Annotated in this window: 16 protein-coding genes; 3 read left to right on the top strand and 13 right to left on the bottom strand. The window is 64.0% G+C overall.

The window, feature by feature from the left end; all coding sequences use genetic code 11:
• Positions 1-113 precede the first annotated feature (113 nt).
• From FJ546_RS09540 to FJ546_RS09505, 8 genes are all read right to left on the bottom strand, one after another.
• Positions 114-1106 (bottom strand): YihY/virulence factor BrkB family protein, encoded by a 993-nt coding sequence (locus FJ546_RS09540; RefSeq protein ID WP_140889091.1) that lies wholly within the window; start codon positions 1104-1106, stop codon positions 114-116.
• 174 nt (positions 1107-1280) lie between these two features.
• On the bottom strand, positions 1281-2024 hold the full coding sequence (locus tag FJ546_RS09535; protein ID WP_140889090.1) for a DUF899 family protein: 744 nt from the start codon (positions 2022-2024) through the stop codon (positions 1281-1283).
• Positions 2025-2164: 140 nt separating this feature from the next.
• Positions 2165-2587, bottom strand: a complete 423-nt coding sequence (locus tag FJ546_RS09530; protein ID WP_140889089.1) for a lysozyme inhibitor LprI family protein — start codon at positions 2585-2587, stop codon at positions 2165-2167.
• Between the two features lie 126 nt (positions 2588-2713).
• Positions 2714-3538 (bottom strand): carbohydrate ABC transporter permease, encoded by an 825-nt coding sequence (locus FJ546_RS09525; RefSeq protein WP_140889088.1) that lies wholly within the window; start codon positions 3536-3538, stop codon positions 2714-2716.
• Position 3539: 1 nt separating this feature from the next.
• Positions 3540-4454: a sugar ABC transporter permease gene (locus FJ546_RS09520; protein ID WP_140889275.1), complete on the bottom strand. Its 915-nt coding sequence runs from the start codon at positions 4452-4454 to the stop codon at positions 3540-3542.
• A gap of 29 nt (positions 4455-4483) precedes the next feature.
• On the bottom strand, positions 4484-5752 hold the full coding sequence (locus FJ546_RS09515) for an ABC transporter substrate-binding protein (protein ID WP_140889087.1): 1269 nt from the start codon (positions 5750-5752) through the stop codon (positions 4484-4486).
• Positions 5753-5941: 189 nt separating this feature from the next.
• Positions 5942-6430, bottom strand: a complete 489-nt coding sequence (locus tag FJ546_RS09510) for a GNAT family N-acetyltransferase (protein WP_140889086.1) — start codon at positions 6428-6430, stop codon at positions 5942-5944.
• A gap of 5 nt (positions 6431-6435) precedes the next feature.
• Positions 6436-7380, bottom strand: a complete 945-nt coding sequence (locus FJ546_RS09505; RefSeq protein WP_140889085.1) for a lytic transglycosylase domain-containing protein — start codon at positions 7378-7380, stop codon at positions 6436-6438.
• Positions 7381-7561: 181 nt separating this feature from the next.
• Between FJ546_RS09505 and FJ546_RS09500 the strand changes: the two genes are divergently transcribed.
• A complete protein-coding gene (locus FJ546_RS09500; protein ID WP_140889084.1) occupies positions 7562-8131 on the top strand; it encodes a methylated-DNA--[protein]-cysteine S-methyltransferase in 570 nt (189 codons plus the stop codon).
• 37 nt (positions 8132-8168) lie between these two features.
• Here FJ546_RS09500 and FJ546_RS09495 read toward each other — a convergent pair whose 3' ends face one another.
• On the bottom strand, positions 8169-8498 hold the full coding sequence (locus tag FJ546_RS09495; RefSeq protein ID WP_140889083.1) for a hypothetical protein: 330 nt from the start codon (positions 8496-8498) through the stop codon (positions 8169-8171).
• A 273-nt stretch (positions 8499-8771) separates the two neighbouring features.
• Here FJ546_RS09495 and FJ546_RS09490 point away from each other — a divergent pair, with 273 nt between their 5' ends.
• Positions 8772-8984 (top strand): cold-shock protein, encoded by a 213-nt coding sequence (locus FJ546_RS09490; RefSeq protein WP_010910991.1) that lies wholly within the window; start codon positions 8772-8774, stop codon positions 8982-8984.
• Positions 8985-9329: 345 nt separating this feature from the next.
• Here FJ546_RS09490 and FJ546_RS09485 read toward each other — a convergent pair whose 3' ends face one another.
• The 3 genes from FJ546_RS09485 to FJ546_RS09475 form a co-directional block, all read right to left on the bottom strand.
• The gene (locus FJ546_RS09485; RefSeq protein ID WP_140889082.1) at positions 9330-9938 is read right to left on the bottom strand and encodes a glutathione S-transferase family protein; all 609 of its coding nucleotides are present in this window, start codon (positions 9936-9938) and stop codon (positions 9330-9332) included.
• Between the two features lie 171 nt (positions 9939-10109).
• Positions 10110-10958: an EAL domain-containing protein gene (locus FJ546_RS09480; RefSeq protein ID WP_140889081.1), complete on the bottom strand. Its 849-nt coding sequence runs from the start codon at positions 10956-10958 to the stop codon at positions 10110-10112.
• On the bottom strand, positions 10955-11848 hold the full coding sequence (locus FJ546_RS09475; RefSeq protein WP_140889080.1) for an EAL domain-containing protein: 894 nt from the start codon (positions 11846-11848) through the stop codon (positions 10955-10957). Before FJ546_RS09475 ends, FJ546_RS09480 begins: the two co-directional genes overlap by 4 nt.
• Positions 11849-12068: 220 nt before the next feature.
• Here FJ546_RS09475 and FJ546_RS09470 point away from each other — a divergent pair, with 220 nt between their 5' ends.
• Positions 12069-13271 carry a pyridoxal phosphate-dependent aminotransferase gene (locus tag FJ546_RS09470; RefSeq protein WP_095773722.1) on the top strand — a complete coding sequence of 401 codons (1203 nt, stop codon included), beginning with the start codon at positions 12069-12071 and terminating at the stop codon, positions 13269-13271.
• A gap of 69 nt (positions 13272-13340) precedes the next feature.
• Here FJ546_RS09470 and FJ546_RS09465 read toward each other — a convergent pair whose 3' ends face one another.
• The gene (locus tag FJ546_RS09465; protein WP_140889079.1) at positions 13341-14858 is read right to left on the bottom strand and encodes an MFS transporter; all 1518 of its coding nucleotides are present in this window, start codon (positions 14856-14858) and stop codon (positions 13341-13343) included.
• Positions 14859-14884 lie beyond the last annotated feature (26 nt).

The raw sequence follows: 14884 nt of genomic DNA, 5'->3' as shown, positions 1-14884 counted from the left end.
GAGAGGTGTCCTCGAAGGCCCAACGCGGCAGGGGCGGTGAGGTTGCCGACGCGCCCCTTTTCCCGCCCGGGAAGGGATGAACGCGGCCTCACGATTGCAGCGTGACCGCTCCTCTACGGGCGGCGAGGCCCCAGCAGGAAGGTCGTCATCGTTGCGCTCACGCACGCCACCGCCAACAACGCGACGACGCCCGAAGCGCCGGTCCCGCGGCGAATTGAAACAAGGTTTTCTGGAGCATTGTGAACCAGCCCGTACAGGTCGGACCTGCTGCCATGCCGAACGGAATAGGCGCGGGTCAACTCCGCACCGAGTAGAAAGATTTGTGATGAATAGTAGACCCAGAGCAGTATGATGAGCAGCCCTCCGGCCGCGCCATATGAGGAAGCGATTGCACTTGTGCCGATATACCAACCGATAAGCGACTTCCCCAATGTGAACAGAGCGGCGGTCACGACAGCACCGAACCAGACATCGCGCCATTCCAAGGCACGATCCGGCAGGACTTTGTAGATCGCGGCAAACATCACGGTGATCAGGACAAAGGATATCAGGGTGTTGATCGCGCTCAGAACAAATTCGCCGAACGGCAATTGAGCGCTGATCACGCTGCCCAAAGCCGAGATCGCCGCGCTCGCCACCAAAGAGACCAGCAACATAAAGCCGAGGGCGGCGACCAGGCCAAGACTTGCCGCACGGGCGCGCAAGAGCCGCGACAGCGAACTCCCTTTCGCTTCAACCTTCCATATTGCATTCAGGGCCTGCTGCATCTCGCCAAACACCGCGGAGGCGGTGACGAGCAAAGTGGCCATGCCGATGATGGCCGCCAAGGTCCCCGATGATTTGCTGGATGCCCCTTCGAGCGCGGTTTGAAGGAGCGCCGCACTTTCTGAACCCATCAGTCCCGAGATCTGAGCAGACAAAGCCAGCTGCGCTGCGTCATGCCCAAACGCAATGCCTGCTATCGCGATGACAATTATCAGAACCGGGGCCAGCGACGTAGCGGCATAAAAGGCCATCGCCGCGCCATGGCTAAGGGCATTGTCGTTGACAAAGCCAACCACGCTTTCTCGCACCAGGTCCCACAGGCTGCCAACTGTCGGTCGCATTTCGAATCCGTGAAGGGGGTCGAAACCGTTTCCTATCAATGCAGTGGGCCTGCCGATGTTCCGGCCGAAGCAGGCACGAGCCCCGCCTGACTCATCGAGCAGGCGGGATAGCGACCACTTGCCGAAAAGCATTCCAAGCCGAAGCGCGGCGACTGAAGCCGAAACGTCCTGATGTCAGTGACAACACCCCGCCCCATACTGCAGCTGCTCATGCCAATCCGGCCGGCCTTGCGGGGTAAAATCCATCAGGTTCCACAGGATCTCGCAGGTGCCGATGGCGCGCGGGTCCTGGCCGGGCTCCGGCGGCGCGAAGCCGAGCTCGGACGACCAGAAATGCCTGATGCCGTCGCCATCTCGGTGAAACACCGACAGCAGCGGGATCTGCGCGCCGTCGGCGTCCTCGGCATTGTAGTCGCGCTTGAAGCTGTTGGCGGCCGACGACACCAGCCGCATGTTCTTCCAGCCGCGATCGCGGCCAAGCGTGACCAGGTTTTCCAATGCCGTCTTGGCCACCACGACAAAGTTGAAGCCGGCGGCTTCGAGATGGCCGACGGCGCCGTCCCACTGGTCGAGCAGCGCCGTGCATGACGGGCATGGCTGGTCCGGTCGGGCGAGCTTGGCCGTGCCGCCCGATGTCGCCACGTCGCGCGTTTCCTGGGGATGGCGCGGAAACATCATCTGGTAGAGGATGAGCGTATCCTTGCCCGGCGCGAACAGCTCCGACAGTTTTGTCTTCGCCGGCCTGCCGTCGGCATCGAGCGCATCGAAGACATAGTCCTGGCGGATCAGCCCGCCCGGCGGCAGCGCCCGCCGCGCCTCGGCCACGGCTTCCATGGCGCGGCGCAGCTCGATTTCCTTCTTCAGCAGCTTTTCGCGGGCGGTGCGGTATCTGGCGGATTCGTTGGGAAAGGTGATCATGATCGGCTCCCTTAAGTCGGCGCCGGCGTCCCGGCGCTGTTGCTCTGCGACCCAAGGACGTTTGGCGACAATCGGTCCCGACATTTTTGCACGCCGCCGGCGACGGGAGGGGCATATCTTCCCGATGGGATGGACGAACGCTACTGCGCCGTCGGCACCGGGCAGTTCAACTCGCCTTCAGGGCAGTTGAGATAGGTCTGGAAATCCTTCAGCCGATCGTTGGTGAGCGCCGTCTGGCAATTGGCGACGACCATCGGATAGACGGTACCCGCCTGGTCGATCGGACCACCCTGGAACTTGCATTCGGCGTCGCGGAAGGCGACCCACGCGCGCTGTGCGTCGACCAGCAATTTCTTCGACGCCGCATTGTCCTTCAGCCGGCTCTCGATCTGCTTGTAGGCGTCGTTGAGCTTCTTGTCGGCCGCGTCGAAATCCTTGCCGGCGCATTGGTTCATGGTCGTCTGGTCCTGCGCGTTGGCGCAGTCGGCGGCCCGCGCGGCGCCGGCCGGGAGCGGAATCGCAAGGATGAGGGTGGCAAGGCTGGCGAGCGGAAGCCGCATCATGTCTCCTCCGGTTTCAACAAAGCTCCCCAGGGGGAAACCTAGCAACCGGGTGAATGCGGGCAAGGTGCGGCCTGCCGCTTTGGTGGACAGTTCCTTTCCAGATCTGCCCAGGGAACCCATCCCGTGTCACCCCTTGACTCCGCCGGCGGTGAGGCCGGAGACGATCTTGCGCTGGAAGATCAGCACCAGCACCACCAGCGGCACGGTGACGATCACCGATGCGGCCATGATGTTGCCCCACGGGATCTCGAACTGCGAGTTGCCGGAAAGCAGCGCGATCGCCACCGGCACGGTCCGCTGCGCATTGTTGGAGGTGAAGGTCAGGGCAAACAGGAACTCGTTCCACGCACCGATGAAGGCCAGGAGCCCGGTGGTGGCCAGCGCCGGCCACATCAGCGGCAGGAAGATCCGCGTGATGATGATCCATGGCGTGGCGCCGTCCAGGATCGCCGCCTCCTCGACCTCGACCGGCAGGTCGCGTACGAAGGCGGTGAGAACCCAGACGGTGAACGGCAAGGTGAAGATCATGTAGGAGAAGATCAGCGCCAACAGCGAATTGTAGAGGCCGAACATGCGCACCAGTTCGAACAGCCCGGCCAGCACCGCCACCTGTGGGAACATCGAGACCGACAGGATGGCGAGCAGCAGCGCCGAGCGGCCGCGGAAGCGGATGCGCGCCAGCGCGTAAGCGGCGGTGACGCCGAGCAGCAGCGAGATCAGGACGACCGCGCTCGAGACGACCAGCGAATTCACCAGGTTGCGCACGAAGCTGCCTTCGGTCAGCACGTTGCGGTAGTTGGCGAGGCTTGGCGTCTTCGGCCAGAGGTCGGCCTGGAACAGCTCGGTTCCCGATTTCAGGCTGGTGACGACGGCGTAGTAGAACGGGAACACCGCGACGAAGACGATCACCGCGACCAGCAGGTAGAAGGCCGTGCGCTTCAGGATCCGCATGTCAGCGGCCTCCGTCCAGGCTGATCCGGCCGATCCGGATATAGGCGATGGAAAGCAGGGCCAGGATCAGGAAAAACAAGGTCGAGGCGGCGGAGCCATAGGCGAACTTGTCGAACTCGAACAGGTTCTCGCGGGCGAACACCGACATCGACTTGGTGTGCACATTGTTGGGCGTCAGCACGTAGATCAGGTCGAAGATGCGCAGCGCGTCGAGCGCGCGGAAGATCACGGCCACCATCACCGCCGGGCGGATCAGCGGCAAGGTCACCCGCCAGAAGATCTGCCACGGATTGGCGCCATCGAGCTTGGCGACCTCGATTATCTCGCCCGGCAGCATCTGCAGTGCTGCAAGGATCAGCAGCGCCATGAACGGTGTCGTCTTCCAGATGTCGACGATGAGGACGGCCACCATCGCCGTGTCGGCGCTGGCCGTCCAGGCGATCTTGCCGCCGATCAGGCCAAGGTTGACCAGCACGACATTGATGATGCCGAACTGGTCGTTGAGCATCCATTGCCACATCTTGGCCGAAACGATCGTCGGGATCGCCCACGGGATGAGGACCGCCGCCCTGACGATGCCGCGGCCGGCGAACTGGGCGTTGAGCACCAGGGCGACGATCGTGCCGAGGATCGTCTCGCAGGTCACCGAAATCACCGTGAAGCGCACCGTGTTCCAGACGGCGCGCCACCACACCGGGTCGACGAGCAGCCCGTCATGGATCACCCGGCCGCTCGGCAGGCGCAGCACCGAGAAATAATTGTCGAAGCCGACAAATCGGCGGGCATCGAGATCCGCCAGCGAGGCGTCGGTGAAGCTGAAATAGACGGTGCGGGCAAGCGGCCAGCCGGCGACGGCGGCCAGCACCAGGAGCATCGGCGCCAGGAACAGCCATGCCGAGCGCACGCGCTGCGCCATCAGTCGCGATCGCTTCACAGGCGTGACGCTCACCAGCCCTTGCCTTTCAGCTTCGTCAGTCTCGCTTCGAGGTCGGCCAGATTGTCGGCGGCGCTGCCTTCGCCGGACAAGGTGTTGTGCACCGCCGTCCAGAACTGACTCGATGCTTCGTTGTATTTGATCTTGACGGTGGCGGAGGGACGCGGCACCGCGTTGAGGAATATCTGTTTCCAGCGCGGCACGATCGGCTGTTGCCTGGCAATGTCGGCATCGTCATAGAGCGCCTGGATGGTCGGCAGGTTGGATGTCTTGAGCGTCCGGTATTTCTGCATTTCTGGCGAGGCGATGAACTTGACCAGCTCGATCGCCGCGTCGGTGTGCTTGGAATATTTGGAGACCGCGAGGTTCCAGCCACCCAGCGTCGCGACCGGCCGGGCGCCCTCACCTGTGCCGGCCGGCAAAGGCGCCACGTCGAATTTGCCCTTGATCGGCGAGGCTTCGCTGTTGCCAAGCGCATAGGCATACGGCCAGTTGCGCATGAAGACCGCGTTGCCGGTCTGCCAGACGCCGCGCGATTCCTCTTCCTGATAGGCAAGCACGCCAGGCGGCGATATCGTTCCAACCCACCCCTTGGCCATGTCGAACGCGGCCGCCGCTTGCGGGTTGTTGATGGAGACGGTGCCGTCCGGCTCGATGATCTGGCCGCCGCCGTTCGACATCGCCCATTCGAGCGCGTTGCAGGTCAGTCCCTCATAAGCATTTCCCTGGAAGACGAAGCCCCAGATGTCCTTGTTGCCGGCCGCGCGTTCCTTGTCCATGACCAGCTTGGCGGTGTCGGCCAGCGCCTTCCAGGTGGCCGGCACCTTGGCGCCGTATTTGTCGAGGAGATCCTTGCGATAGTAGAGCGCCGGCGCATCGGTGAAGATCGGCAAGGCGACGAGCTTGCCATTGACGGTCTGCGACTGGATGATCGACGGGAAATGGGCGCCGACGACATCCTTGGCCGCCGCGGTCAGGTCGACGAGCTGGCTGGCGAGCTGCGGCGCCCAGATGACGTCGGTCTGGTAGACGTCGATATCGCTGTTGCCGGCTGCAAGCCACAGTCTGTACAGGCCGAACTGGTCGGTCGTCGACGGCGGCAGGACGACGATGGAAACTTTGTTGCCGCTCTCTTTCTCGTAGCGGTCGAGTATCTCGCGAAGCACCTTGATGCCGTTGCCGGTGTCTCCCGACACGATCGAGAGGTCGACGGCGTGCACCGGAGCGGCCGAAAGCACAACACCAGCCGCAAGCGCCAGAAATGCGTGGAAAAGCTTCACGGCGGCGGGTCTCCCTTTGGAGCCGGCAACGGAAACCTCCGCGCGTCAACAGCTCGTCAGATTCCCACCCAATCCCTGAATGCGGAACGACGCTTTGGGTTCCCAAAACCGGAGCGGAGCGTCCTTGACGAGGTGAGCACCGGAAGTGAAGGGGTTCGACGCTTGCAGGTCGGCATCACCTGAACGCACTTACCCTTTCCAGGCAACAGGCCGCATCCCCAGCCGCTCGTAAAGCCGCACCGCAGCGGCGTTCTCGACCGTGTTGGTCTTGAGGTCGACATGGGCCGCGCCGCGGTCGCGAAAGGTGGCGAAGGCTTGCCACATCAGTGCCTCGCCGATGCCCTTGCCGCGCGCCTCGGGATGAACGGCGAGATCCTTGACGAAAGCAGACGTCCAGCACAGCGCTGCCGCCGCCAGCCGGCCCTTGGCGTCGATGACGAGGAAGCACAGCGCCGGGTCGAATTCGGGATCGTCCGATATGCGCGGCCACCATTCGTCGAACGGGCCGTCGGCGCCGTCATCGAACACCTCGCTCAGCAGCGCATGAAGGGGTCGTGCGTCGCCTGGCTCGAAGCAGCGCATGGCAAAACCATCCGGCCAGTGCGGTGCAACGAGCGTCTCGTCGAGAAGCTTGCGCAGCCGGATGTCGTTGAGGGCCGGCGGGCGCGGTTCAGGCATCGCGCTCAGGCGTCGGGCTGCGGATGCCGCCTGCGGTCGACACCGAGGCCGGTCGCCTCGAGCAGGCCCTTGCGCTTGGCGTCGAAATAATAGCCGGTCTGGTAGAGCCAGTCCGCCTTCTTGGCGTTGCCGCCCGCCACCAGCCAGGCGCCACGCAGATATTTGACCGCGTATTTCAGATTGGTCTCGGCGTCGAACAGGCCCTTGGCCGGGCCGTCATAGCCCATGCCGCGCGCCGTCGCGTGCTTGATCTGCATCAGCCCCCAATGGCCATTGTTGTAGGCCTTGGGATTGAAGGTGCTCTCGCGGTTGACGACATGGCGCACCAGATCGACCGGCACCTGGTAGAGCGCGGCGTATTTGACGATCAGCCGGTCGACGTCGCCGCGTACGCCGGTGTGCTCTTCCTGCGCCGGACCAACGGGCGCGGAGGGAAACTGCACAAGGGAAGCCGGGTTCTGCGGCACGACATAGGCAGCCTGCTGCACCCCTGGCAGTTTCTGGCCGCTGCCGGCGACCGCCGGCACAATGAGCCCGGCGATGGTGTAGGTCTGAGCCCCCTGCGCCGCCTTGACGGGCTGGCCCGCCTTGGCCGGTGGCGGCGCCTGCCAGGCGTTGGCGGTCATGACAGCGGGCACGGCGGGTGCGGCCGGCGTCGAGCCGGCAAAGGCGGCGGTCGCCGCGGCCGGCTGGGCGACGGGATCAAGCGCCGGCGCGGTCGCTGCGCCAGGCGTCAATTCGGCGGTCTGGACGGGGGCGATGCCGGAGGATTGCGGCAGCACGGAAACCGTCTCCGGCAGCGGTATGGTGAAACCGGCATCGCTGCCGGCAACGGTCGCGGTTTCGGTCAGGGACGGCGCGGCTTTCATCTGTGAGGTCGAGGTGCAGCCGCTGATGCCGGCTGCCGCCACGATCACGCCGATCGCGATAAGGGTTTGTTTTGCTGGCAAGCCGCGCTCGGGTCCGGTTCGTCGGGGTGTTAAGAAATCCCTTACACCAGCGATTCCAGGGTAGCAATCGGGGCCATCTGGTGGTTTTCGGGTGGCGAGACGCGGGCGGTGATGCCATATTGTTCCTGATATGTACCGGCAGGAATCCCGGATTTCGCCGCTTTGCGGAAAGGAGCGCATCATGGAAACGACACCGTCGATCACAGCCGGCCACGCAGTGTTAGAAACAGTGATCGGTTTCATGGGCATCGCCTGGAGCGAAAAGGGCCTGATCCGGCTCTGCCTGCCCGAACGCAGTCGTGAATCAGTGGAGCGGCGGCTGATGCGCCATGCCGGTGTTTCCGCCTCGACGGCCCAGCCGCCATGGGTGGTCGAGCTCATCGCCTCGATCGAGGCATACGCCGCCGGCGAGGACGTCGATTTCTCCGACGTTCCGGTCGATCTCGACGGCGTCGACGATTTCCGCCTGGCCATCTACGACGCGGCACGCAAACTCAGCTATGGCGAGACAACCACCTATGGCGAACTCGCCAAGCGCGCGGGCCATTCCGGTCTGCCGCGCGAAACCGGTGCCGCCCTTGGCGCCAACCCCGTGCCGCTGGTCATCCCCTGCCACCGCATCCTGGCGGCCGGCGGCAAGATCGGTGGCTTCTCGGCGCCAGGCGGCTCCGTCACCAAGGAAAAGATGCTGGCCATGGAAGGCGTGCGCGTCGGCCCGCCCCCACCGGCGCAGGTATCCTTCGGGTTCTGAACCGCCGGCGCGGACGCTGCCCTAATTGGCGCTGCCCCTAATTGTTGTGGAAAAATCGCCGGCGGAAATGCCGGTCATTGTCCGGCCGCTTGCAGTTGTAGACCGGGCAGGACTTGGTGTCGGCGCTCGGCACATAGGCGCGCGTCCTCACCTCGCCCATGGTGCAGAATTGCTGGCTCTGCACATAGCGGTCATAGAGCGGCAGCCCCGGCACCCGCTTCGACTGGTAGCGCAGGATGACCGCGCCTTGCCTGGCGATCGTCGACTGCACCTTGCCGCAGCTCATATGCGTCGGGTCATAGCGCGAGATCGCCTGCGCCTCGGCGGCCACCAGCGTCAGACAGACGGCGAGCACAATGGTTTTCATGGTCTCCTCCCCCGATCCGCCGCCCACGGACAGCGCGATCTGCCGCGACGGTTTCACCAGATTGGGGCGGCGGTTGGGCAGTTCTCAATCACGGCTTTCTCACGCAGTCTTGTTTTTGGAACGAAAGCAGCCTATATGAGCCCCATTGATATTTCGGCCGATCGATCCGGGCCTCGCGATCTTCGCGTTTGCTGACGTCTATCTCCAAAATCTCGATGCACACCGGCTGGACTTCGGTTCGGTCAAACCAAAGCAAATGCAAGGACTATTTTTATGGCAACTGGAACGGTCAAGTGGTTCAACGCCACCAAGGGCTTCGGCTTCATCCAGCCTGACGCGGGCGGCGCGGACGTTTTCGTTCACATCTCCGCTGTCGAGCGCGCTGGACTGTCGACCCTGGTCGAAGGCCAGAAGATCAACTTCGAGATCGAGCAGGACCGCCGCACTGGCAAGTCGTCCGCTGGATCTCTGAGCAAGGCAGCCTGATTTTGCGAATGGCGCGCGCCGGGCGAGAGCCCGGGGCGCGCGGCAAGTCACGGATGTACTGACGGTCGCGCGAGAAGCGCGCCCGGAGCGGAAAGACCCGACAAGCTGGAACAGCAGATAGCTGCCAGCCCGGACCGGACGCTCCCGATCAGGCTACCAAGCATGGGAAGGCGGGATTTATCCCGCCTTTTTGTTTGTCTGGGGTTAGGGTGCCGCAACTAACGCAATAGTCCCACCTGTGGCTTCTCGGCCGGAGGCCGCCAGCCCGACCGGGCGTGGCGCCTGTTGGCGCGCCCCGTCCGGAGCGAGCCGAGAAGCAGCGACGAGCGTGAGGACAAAGGTTTCCTATCCAACCCACTCGATCGGCACGTGCCCCGGATCCGCCTCGACACGGCCAAGCCAGGCCATGACAGCCGGATAGGCGTCGAGCTGGAAGCCGCCCTGCTCGGCCGTGTGCGTGTAGGCGTAGAGCGCCATGTCGGCGACGCTGAAGGCGTTTCCGGCGAAGAAGGCGTTGTTCTCAAGATATCTATTCATCACGCCGAGCGCCTTGTGGCCGCGCTCCAGCGTCATCGCCAGCCGCTCGGGCGTCGCATCCCCGGCGCGTTCGGGGAAGGTCAGCAGCGCCTTGCGCACGGCGATATAGGGCTCGTGGCTGTATTGCTCGAAGAACAGCCATTGGTAGGCGAGCCCACGCTCATATTTGTCCGCCGGCAGGAAGCGCGTGCCTTCGGCGAGATAGAGCAGTATGGCGTTGGACTCGGCCAGCCGGCGGCCGTCGTCGAGTTCGAGCAGCGGCACCATGGCGTTCGGGTTCTTGGCGACGAAATCGGCTTTGCGCGTGTCGCCTGTATGCGAACTCACCTCGATCGTGGTGAAGGCAAGGCCAAGCTTGGCCATCAGCAGGCGCGGCTTGTAGCAATTGCCGCTGTCGATCATGCTGTAGAGTATCATGGACGGTCCCCGGAGCTGCCTTGACCAGGCGATTATCGCAGCCGCCGTGCCTTCAACCAATGATTTGTTTTGGCGCGACCATCAGCGGCGCTGATATGTGAAAGCGCTCGCTCAACGGCATGTCGAGATTCAGGTCAGGCCGAGCCGAGAACGCCTGAATATCGGCATGCCCTAGCCGAACAGCGGCACGACATTGTTTTCCCTGCCCAGCAGAGCATCGACTGACAGCGGCTCTTCGTTGAAGATGGTGCCGGCCAGCGCCGGACGGGCGAGGAGATAACCCTGCAGCAGGTCGACGCCGCCGTCGAGCGCGACGCGCAGATGGACGGGCTGCTCGATGCCTTCGACTAGCACCCTGGCGCCACGGTCGTGCAGGCTGGAGACCAGCGGGCGGAAGAAGCGTTCGGCGGCGGCATGGCGGCAGAACTGCGCGAACCAGCCGCCATCGATCTTGACGATGTCGGGCTGAAGCAGGCTCACCCGCTCCTCGGTCGAATGGCCGGTGCCGAAATCGTCGATGGCGATACGGATGCCGTCATGCCGCATCTCACGCACCAGCCGGGCCAGAAGCGCGTCGTCCGCCGCCTGTTCGGTGATCTCGCAGACCAGCATGCCTGGGGCGAGGCCGAGCTCGCCGAGATGCCGGCTCATCAGCCGGATCTCGGCCAGCACCCGCCCGGAATGGTCGTTGACCATCGGATTGTAGTTGAAGAACAGATCGAGCCCGTCGACGCCGATATTGTGGAAATTCCTGAGATGCAGCACCCGGCACATGGTCTCGACAAACAGCTGGTCCGCCGGGGCAACGCTTTCGAAGAACGCCCGCGCCGACCCTGCCCTGCCGGCGCGGTGCGGCTCGATCAGGCCCTCGACCGCCACCGCGTGCAGCGATCGCCCAAGCGGCGCGAAGATCGGCTGGTAGGCGCTGCGCAGGCGGAACTCGCCGTGGACGCCGTATTCGATGCCGATCTCGTCGACGAAGATCGCCTCGCCGACATTGCGCCGCCGCTCGGGCCTCATGGCGCGATCCTTCGCCCGAAGGCTTTTGCCGGCCGCGCTGTACGCGGAGCGACGGTGGAGGCAGTGGACGAATCGCCTGCGGCCGCGACCGGGTCCGGAGTTTTCCCGAAAACACGGAAACTCGTCGGCGCCAGTTCCGGCCGCGCCAGCACGAAACCCTGGACCATGGAAGCGCCGGATTTCTCGGCGAGTTCCAGCTGCCACCTTTCCTCGATGCCCTCGAACACCGTGCGGATGCCTTGTTCCTCAAAGCTTTTGACCATCGTCGTCAACAGCGCGAAGCCGGCGCCGGATTCCATCAGTTGCGTGATCCAGGTGGCGTCGAACTTGACGATGTCGGGCCGCAATTCCTTGACGCGGTTGATGTCGGAATCGTCGGCGCCATAGTCATCGACGGCGATGCGAAAACCGTTGCCTCTGAGCGCGGCGACAAAACCGTGCAGGGTCTCCTGCGATGCCGATCTCTGCTCGGTCACCTCGCACACGACGCGGCCCGGATCGATGCCGGCCTCGTGCAGCACCAGCCGCATTTCGCGCAAGGCATTGTCGGCGATCGACCGTTCGGTGAACACCGACGGGTCGAAATTGACGAAAATAGACGCCTCCTGCGGCAGGCAGGCGCCGGCATTGAGCAGATGCAACGTCCTGGTCAGCGCCTCGATATGCAGGCGCTCGGCGGCTGGACAGGTCGAGAAAAAGACCATCGGCGATTGCGGCTCGCCGTCGCGAAACGGCCGGATCAGCCCTTCGAAGGCGGCCATCGACAGCTTGCCCTCGTTGAAGGCGAAGATCGGCTGGAAGGCGCTCTGCAGCGCGTAGATGCCCCAGACACCTGACGAGGTGCCGTCATCATGACGGATGATATGGGCAAGCCCGACGCTGCGTGACAAGGGTCCCTCGCTCCGCGAAATGGCGGAATGGATTGCGATCCTGCCACTCAAGCCCTTACCGCCCGTTAATGAATTTTTTGTTGCCGCTCGCAGGTGGCAATCACGGCTCCTTGAGGTCTGGATCAGCCGACAAAGCTTGCACTGAGCGAAATCATGCGACATGAGAAGCGCCGCGGCCGTTCCTGGCCGCGCCGATCTTCTCAAGGAGAGATATCTGGTCATGGCCTTTCTTGCCGACACCCTTTCCCGCGTAAAGCCTTCCGCCACCATCGCGGTGACGCAGAAAGCGCGCGAGCTGAAAAATGCCGGCCGTGACATTATCGGCCTCGGCGCCGGCGAACCGGATTTCGACACGCCCGACAACATCAAGAATGCGGCGATCGAAGCCATCCGCCGTGGCGAGACCAAGTACCCGCCGGTTTCGGGCATCGTGCCGCTGCGCGAGGCGATCGCAAAAAAATTCAAGCGCGAGAACAATCTCGACTACAAGCCAGAGCAGACCATTGTCGGCACCGGCGGCAAGCAGATCCTGTTCAACGCCTTCATGGCGACGTTGAACCCCGGCGACGAGGTCATCATCCCCCGCCCCTACTGGGTCAGCTACCCCGAAATGGTGGCGATCTGCGGCGGCACGTCGGTGTTCGCCGACACCTCGATCGAGAATGGTTTCAAGCTGACGCCCGAAGTGCTGGAAAAGGCGATCACGCCGAAGACCAAATGGCTGCTGATGAACTCGCCGTCCAACCCGTCGGGCGCGGCCTACACGCAAGCCGAACTGCGCGCGCTGGCAGACGTGCTGTTGAAGCATCCGCATGTCTGGACGCTGACCGACGACATGTACGAACACCTGACCTATGGCGACTTCGTCTTCAAGACCATCGCCGAGGTCGAGCCAAAGCTCTATGAGCGCACGCTGACCATGAACGGTGTGTCGAAAGCCTATGCCATGACCGGCTGGCGCATCGGCTATGCCGCCGGTCCGGTCCAGCTGATCAAGGCAATGGACATGATCCAGGGCCAGCAGACCTCGGGCGCCTGCACCATCGCGCAATGGGCCTCCGTCGAGGCGCTCAACGGCCCGCAGGACTTCATCGCCAGGAACAAGGCGATCTTCCAAGGGCGGCGCGACCTCGTCGTCTCGATGCTCAACCAGGCGCGCGGCATCACATGCCCGTCGCCGGAAGGCGCCTTCTATGTCTATCCCTCCTGCGCCCAGCTGATCGGCAAGAAGACCAAGGCCGGCAAGGTGATCGACACCGACGAGGCCTTCTGCTCGGAACTGCTCGAGGCGGAAGGCGTGGCGGTGGTGTTCGGCTCGGCCTTCGGCCTCGGCCCCAACTTCCGCATCTCCTACGCCACCTCGGACGCTTTGCTGGAGGAAGCCTGCACGCGCATCCAGCGCTTCACGGCATCGCTGACCTGATCGGATCGATCTGACGACAAAAGAAACCCGGCGCCATCATCGCCGGGTTTTTGTTGGAGGTCGGGCACCTTACGCCTGCTGCTTTGCTTGCCTGGCCGAGCGCGCCTCGGCCGGCGCCAGGATCATGATCAGCAGAGCGGCGGTGAGGAACGCGGCAATCGCCGCCGTCAGCATGGCTGCGTGGAAGCCGCCGGCATAGGCGGTGGCGAACAGCCGATGCACGCCACCCTCGCCGATTGCCGCGTCGGTCGCGAAATCATGCCGTGATATTGCGGCACGCGCCACCGCTTCGGCATTGCCGACACCGGCATCGCGGAGATATCCGGTCAAGAGGCTCGTCGCCCGCATGCTCATCAGCGCGCCAAGCAGCGCGATGCCGATGGCCAGCCCGCCCTGGCGGGTGGCGTTGATGACGGCCGACACCATGCCGGAGCGCTCGCGCGGCGCGTAGGACATGGCGGCGGCACTGCCGGTCGGGATCGCCAGCGAATTGCCGAGACCGTTGATGATGAACAGGGCGCAGAGCACCGCGTATGGCGTCGACGGCCCGGCCCAGCACATGCCGAGCATCGAAAGCCCGATCAGCACATAGCCCGCCGTCATCAAGAGCGAATGCCCATAGCGGGCGCTCAGCCGGCCAATCCAGGGCGACACGACGATCTGGATAAGGAAGGCCGGCGCCATGCGCAGGCCGGTCTGCGTGGGCGACCAGCCCTGCACCCGCTGCAGGAACATCGAGAAGAAGAAAACGCAGCTATAGGAGGTGAAGCCGAGCGCGAACGAGGCGACGTTGGCGACGGCAAAGCGCACGTCGCGGAACAGGGCTAGCGGCAGCATGGGCCGTGGCGTGCGCGCCTCGAAGCCAAGGAAGACCGCCAGGCCAACGACGCCGGCAATGATGGCCGTGATGGTCCAGGCATCGCCCCAGCCGCTCTCGCCGGCCGAGATCAGGCCGAAGGTGAGCGCGCCGAGCCACAGGATCGAGAGCGCCAGGCCGACAAGGTCGAGATGGGCATGTTCGGGATGCGCCGTTTCCTCGATCGACACAGCCCCCAGCGCGATGGTGAAGAGGCCGAGCGGCAAATTGATCAGAAAGATGCTCTGCCAGCCGACCGTCTGCACCAGAATGCCGCCCAGGACCGGTCCGACGACCAGAGAAACGGCGGCGAACGAGGCCCAGCCGTCGATGACGCCGGCCCGCTGGCGCGGATCGGGGAAGGCCTGCGTCAGGATCGACAGCGCGCCTGGAATGAGCAGCGAACCGGCGATGCCTTGCACCACCCGGCCGGCGAGCAGCGCCGGCAAATTGGGCGCGACGGCACAGATCAGCGAACCGGCAACGAAGATGCCGACGCCGGCCAGCCATGAGCGCTTGCGGCCATAGCGGTCGCCGATCAGCCCCGACGACAGCATGAAGGCCGACAGGCACAGCGTGTAGGCATCGACCACCCATTGCATGCCGCCGAAATCGGTGTGCAGCGCCTGCTGGATGGTCGGCAGCGCGACATTGACGATGCTGACGTCGAGCAAAGCGACAAACGTGCCGAGATAGATGGCGGCGACGAGCGGCAGGCGGTTCTTCGGCATGGTTCATCCCAACATGAAAAGTGCAG

The organism is Mesorhizobium sp. B2-4-19 (assembly GCF_006441315.1).
GTDB lineage: Bacteria > Pseudomonadota > Alphaproteobacteria > Rhizobiales > Rhizobiaceae > Mesorhizobium.
Note: the sequence above shows the minus strand (reverse complement) of the source record. Positions and strands in the feature narration are given on the sequence as shown.

What these genes read in the sequence shown, in the direction of transcription:
- FJ546_RS09540 (WP_140889091.1), bottom strand. Translation starts at nt 1,106, where the DNA reads ATGCGACCGACAGTTGGCAGCCTGTGGGACCTGGTGCGAGAAAGCGTG.
- FJ546_RS09535 (WP_140889090.1), bottom strand. Translation starts at nt 2,024, where the DNA reads ATGATCACCTTTCCCAACGAATCCGCCAGATACCGCACCGCCCGCGAA.
- FJ546_RS09530 (WP_140889089.1), bottom strand. Translation starts at nt 2,587, where the DNA reads ATGATGCGGCTTCCGCTCGCCAGCCTTGCCACCCTCATCCTTGCGATT.
- FJ546_RS09525 (WP_140889088.1), bottom strand. Translation starts at nt 3,538, where the DNA reads ATGCGGATCCTGAAGCGCACGGCCTTCTACCTGCTGGTCGCGGTGATC.
- FJ546_RS09520 (WP_140889275.1), bottom strand. Translation starts at nt 4,454, where the DNA reads ATGGCGCAGCGCGTGCGCTCGGCATGGCTGTTCCTGGCGCCGATGCTC.
- FJ546_RS09510 (WP_140889086.1), bottom strand. Translation starts at nt 6,430, where the DNA reads ATGCCTGAACCGCGCCCGCCGGCCCTCAACGACATCCGGCTGCGCAAG.
- FJ546_RS09500 (WP_140889084.1), top strand. Translation starts at nt 7,562, where the DNA reads ATGGAAACGACACCGTCGATCACAGCCGGCCACGCAGTGTTAGAAACA.
- FJ546_RS09495 (WP_140889083.1), bottom strand. Translation starts at nt 8,498, where the DNA reads ATGAAAACCATTGTGCTCGCCGTCTGTCTGACGCTGGTGGCCGCCGAG.
- FJ546_RS09490 (WP_010910991.1), top strand. Translation starts at nt 8,772, where the DNA reads ATGGCAACTGGAACGGTCAAGTGGTTCAACGCCACCAAGGGCTTCGGC.
- FJ546_RS09485 (WP_140889082.1), bottom strand. Translation starts at nt 9,938, where the DNA reads ATGATACTCTACAGCATGATCGACAGCGGCAATTGCTACAAGCCGCGC.
- FJ546_RS09480 (WP_140889081.1), bottom strand. Translation starts at nt 10,958, where the DNA reads ATGAGGCCCGAGCGGCGGCGCAATGTCGGCGAGGCGATCTTCGTCGAC.
- FJ546_RS09470 (WP_095773722.1), top strand. Translation starts at nt 12,069, where the DNA reads ATGGCCTTTCTTGCCGACACCCTTTCCCGCGTAAAGCCTTCCGCCACC.
- FJ546_RS09465 (WP_140889079.1), bottom strand. Translation starts at nt 14,858, where the DNA reads ATGCCGAAGAACCGCCTGCCGCTCGTCGCCGCCATCTATCTCGGCACG.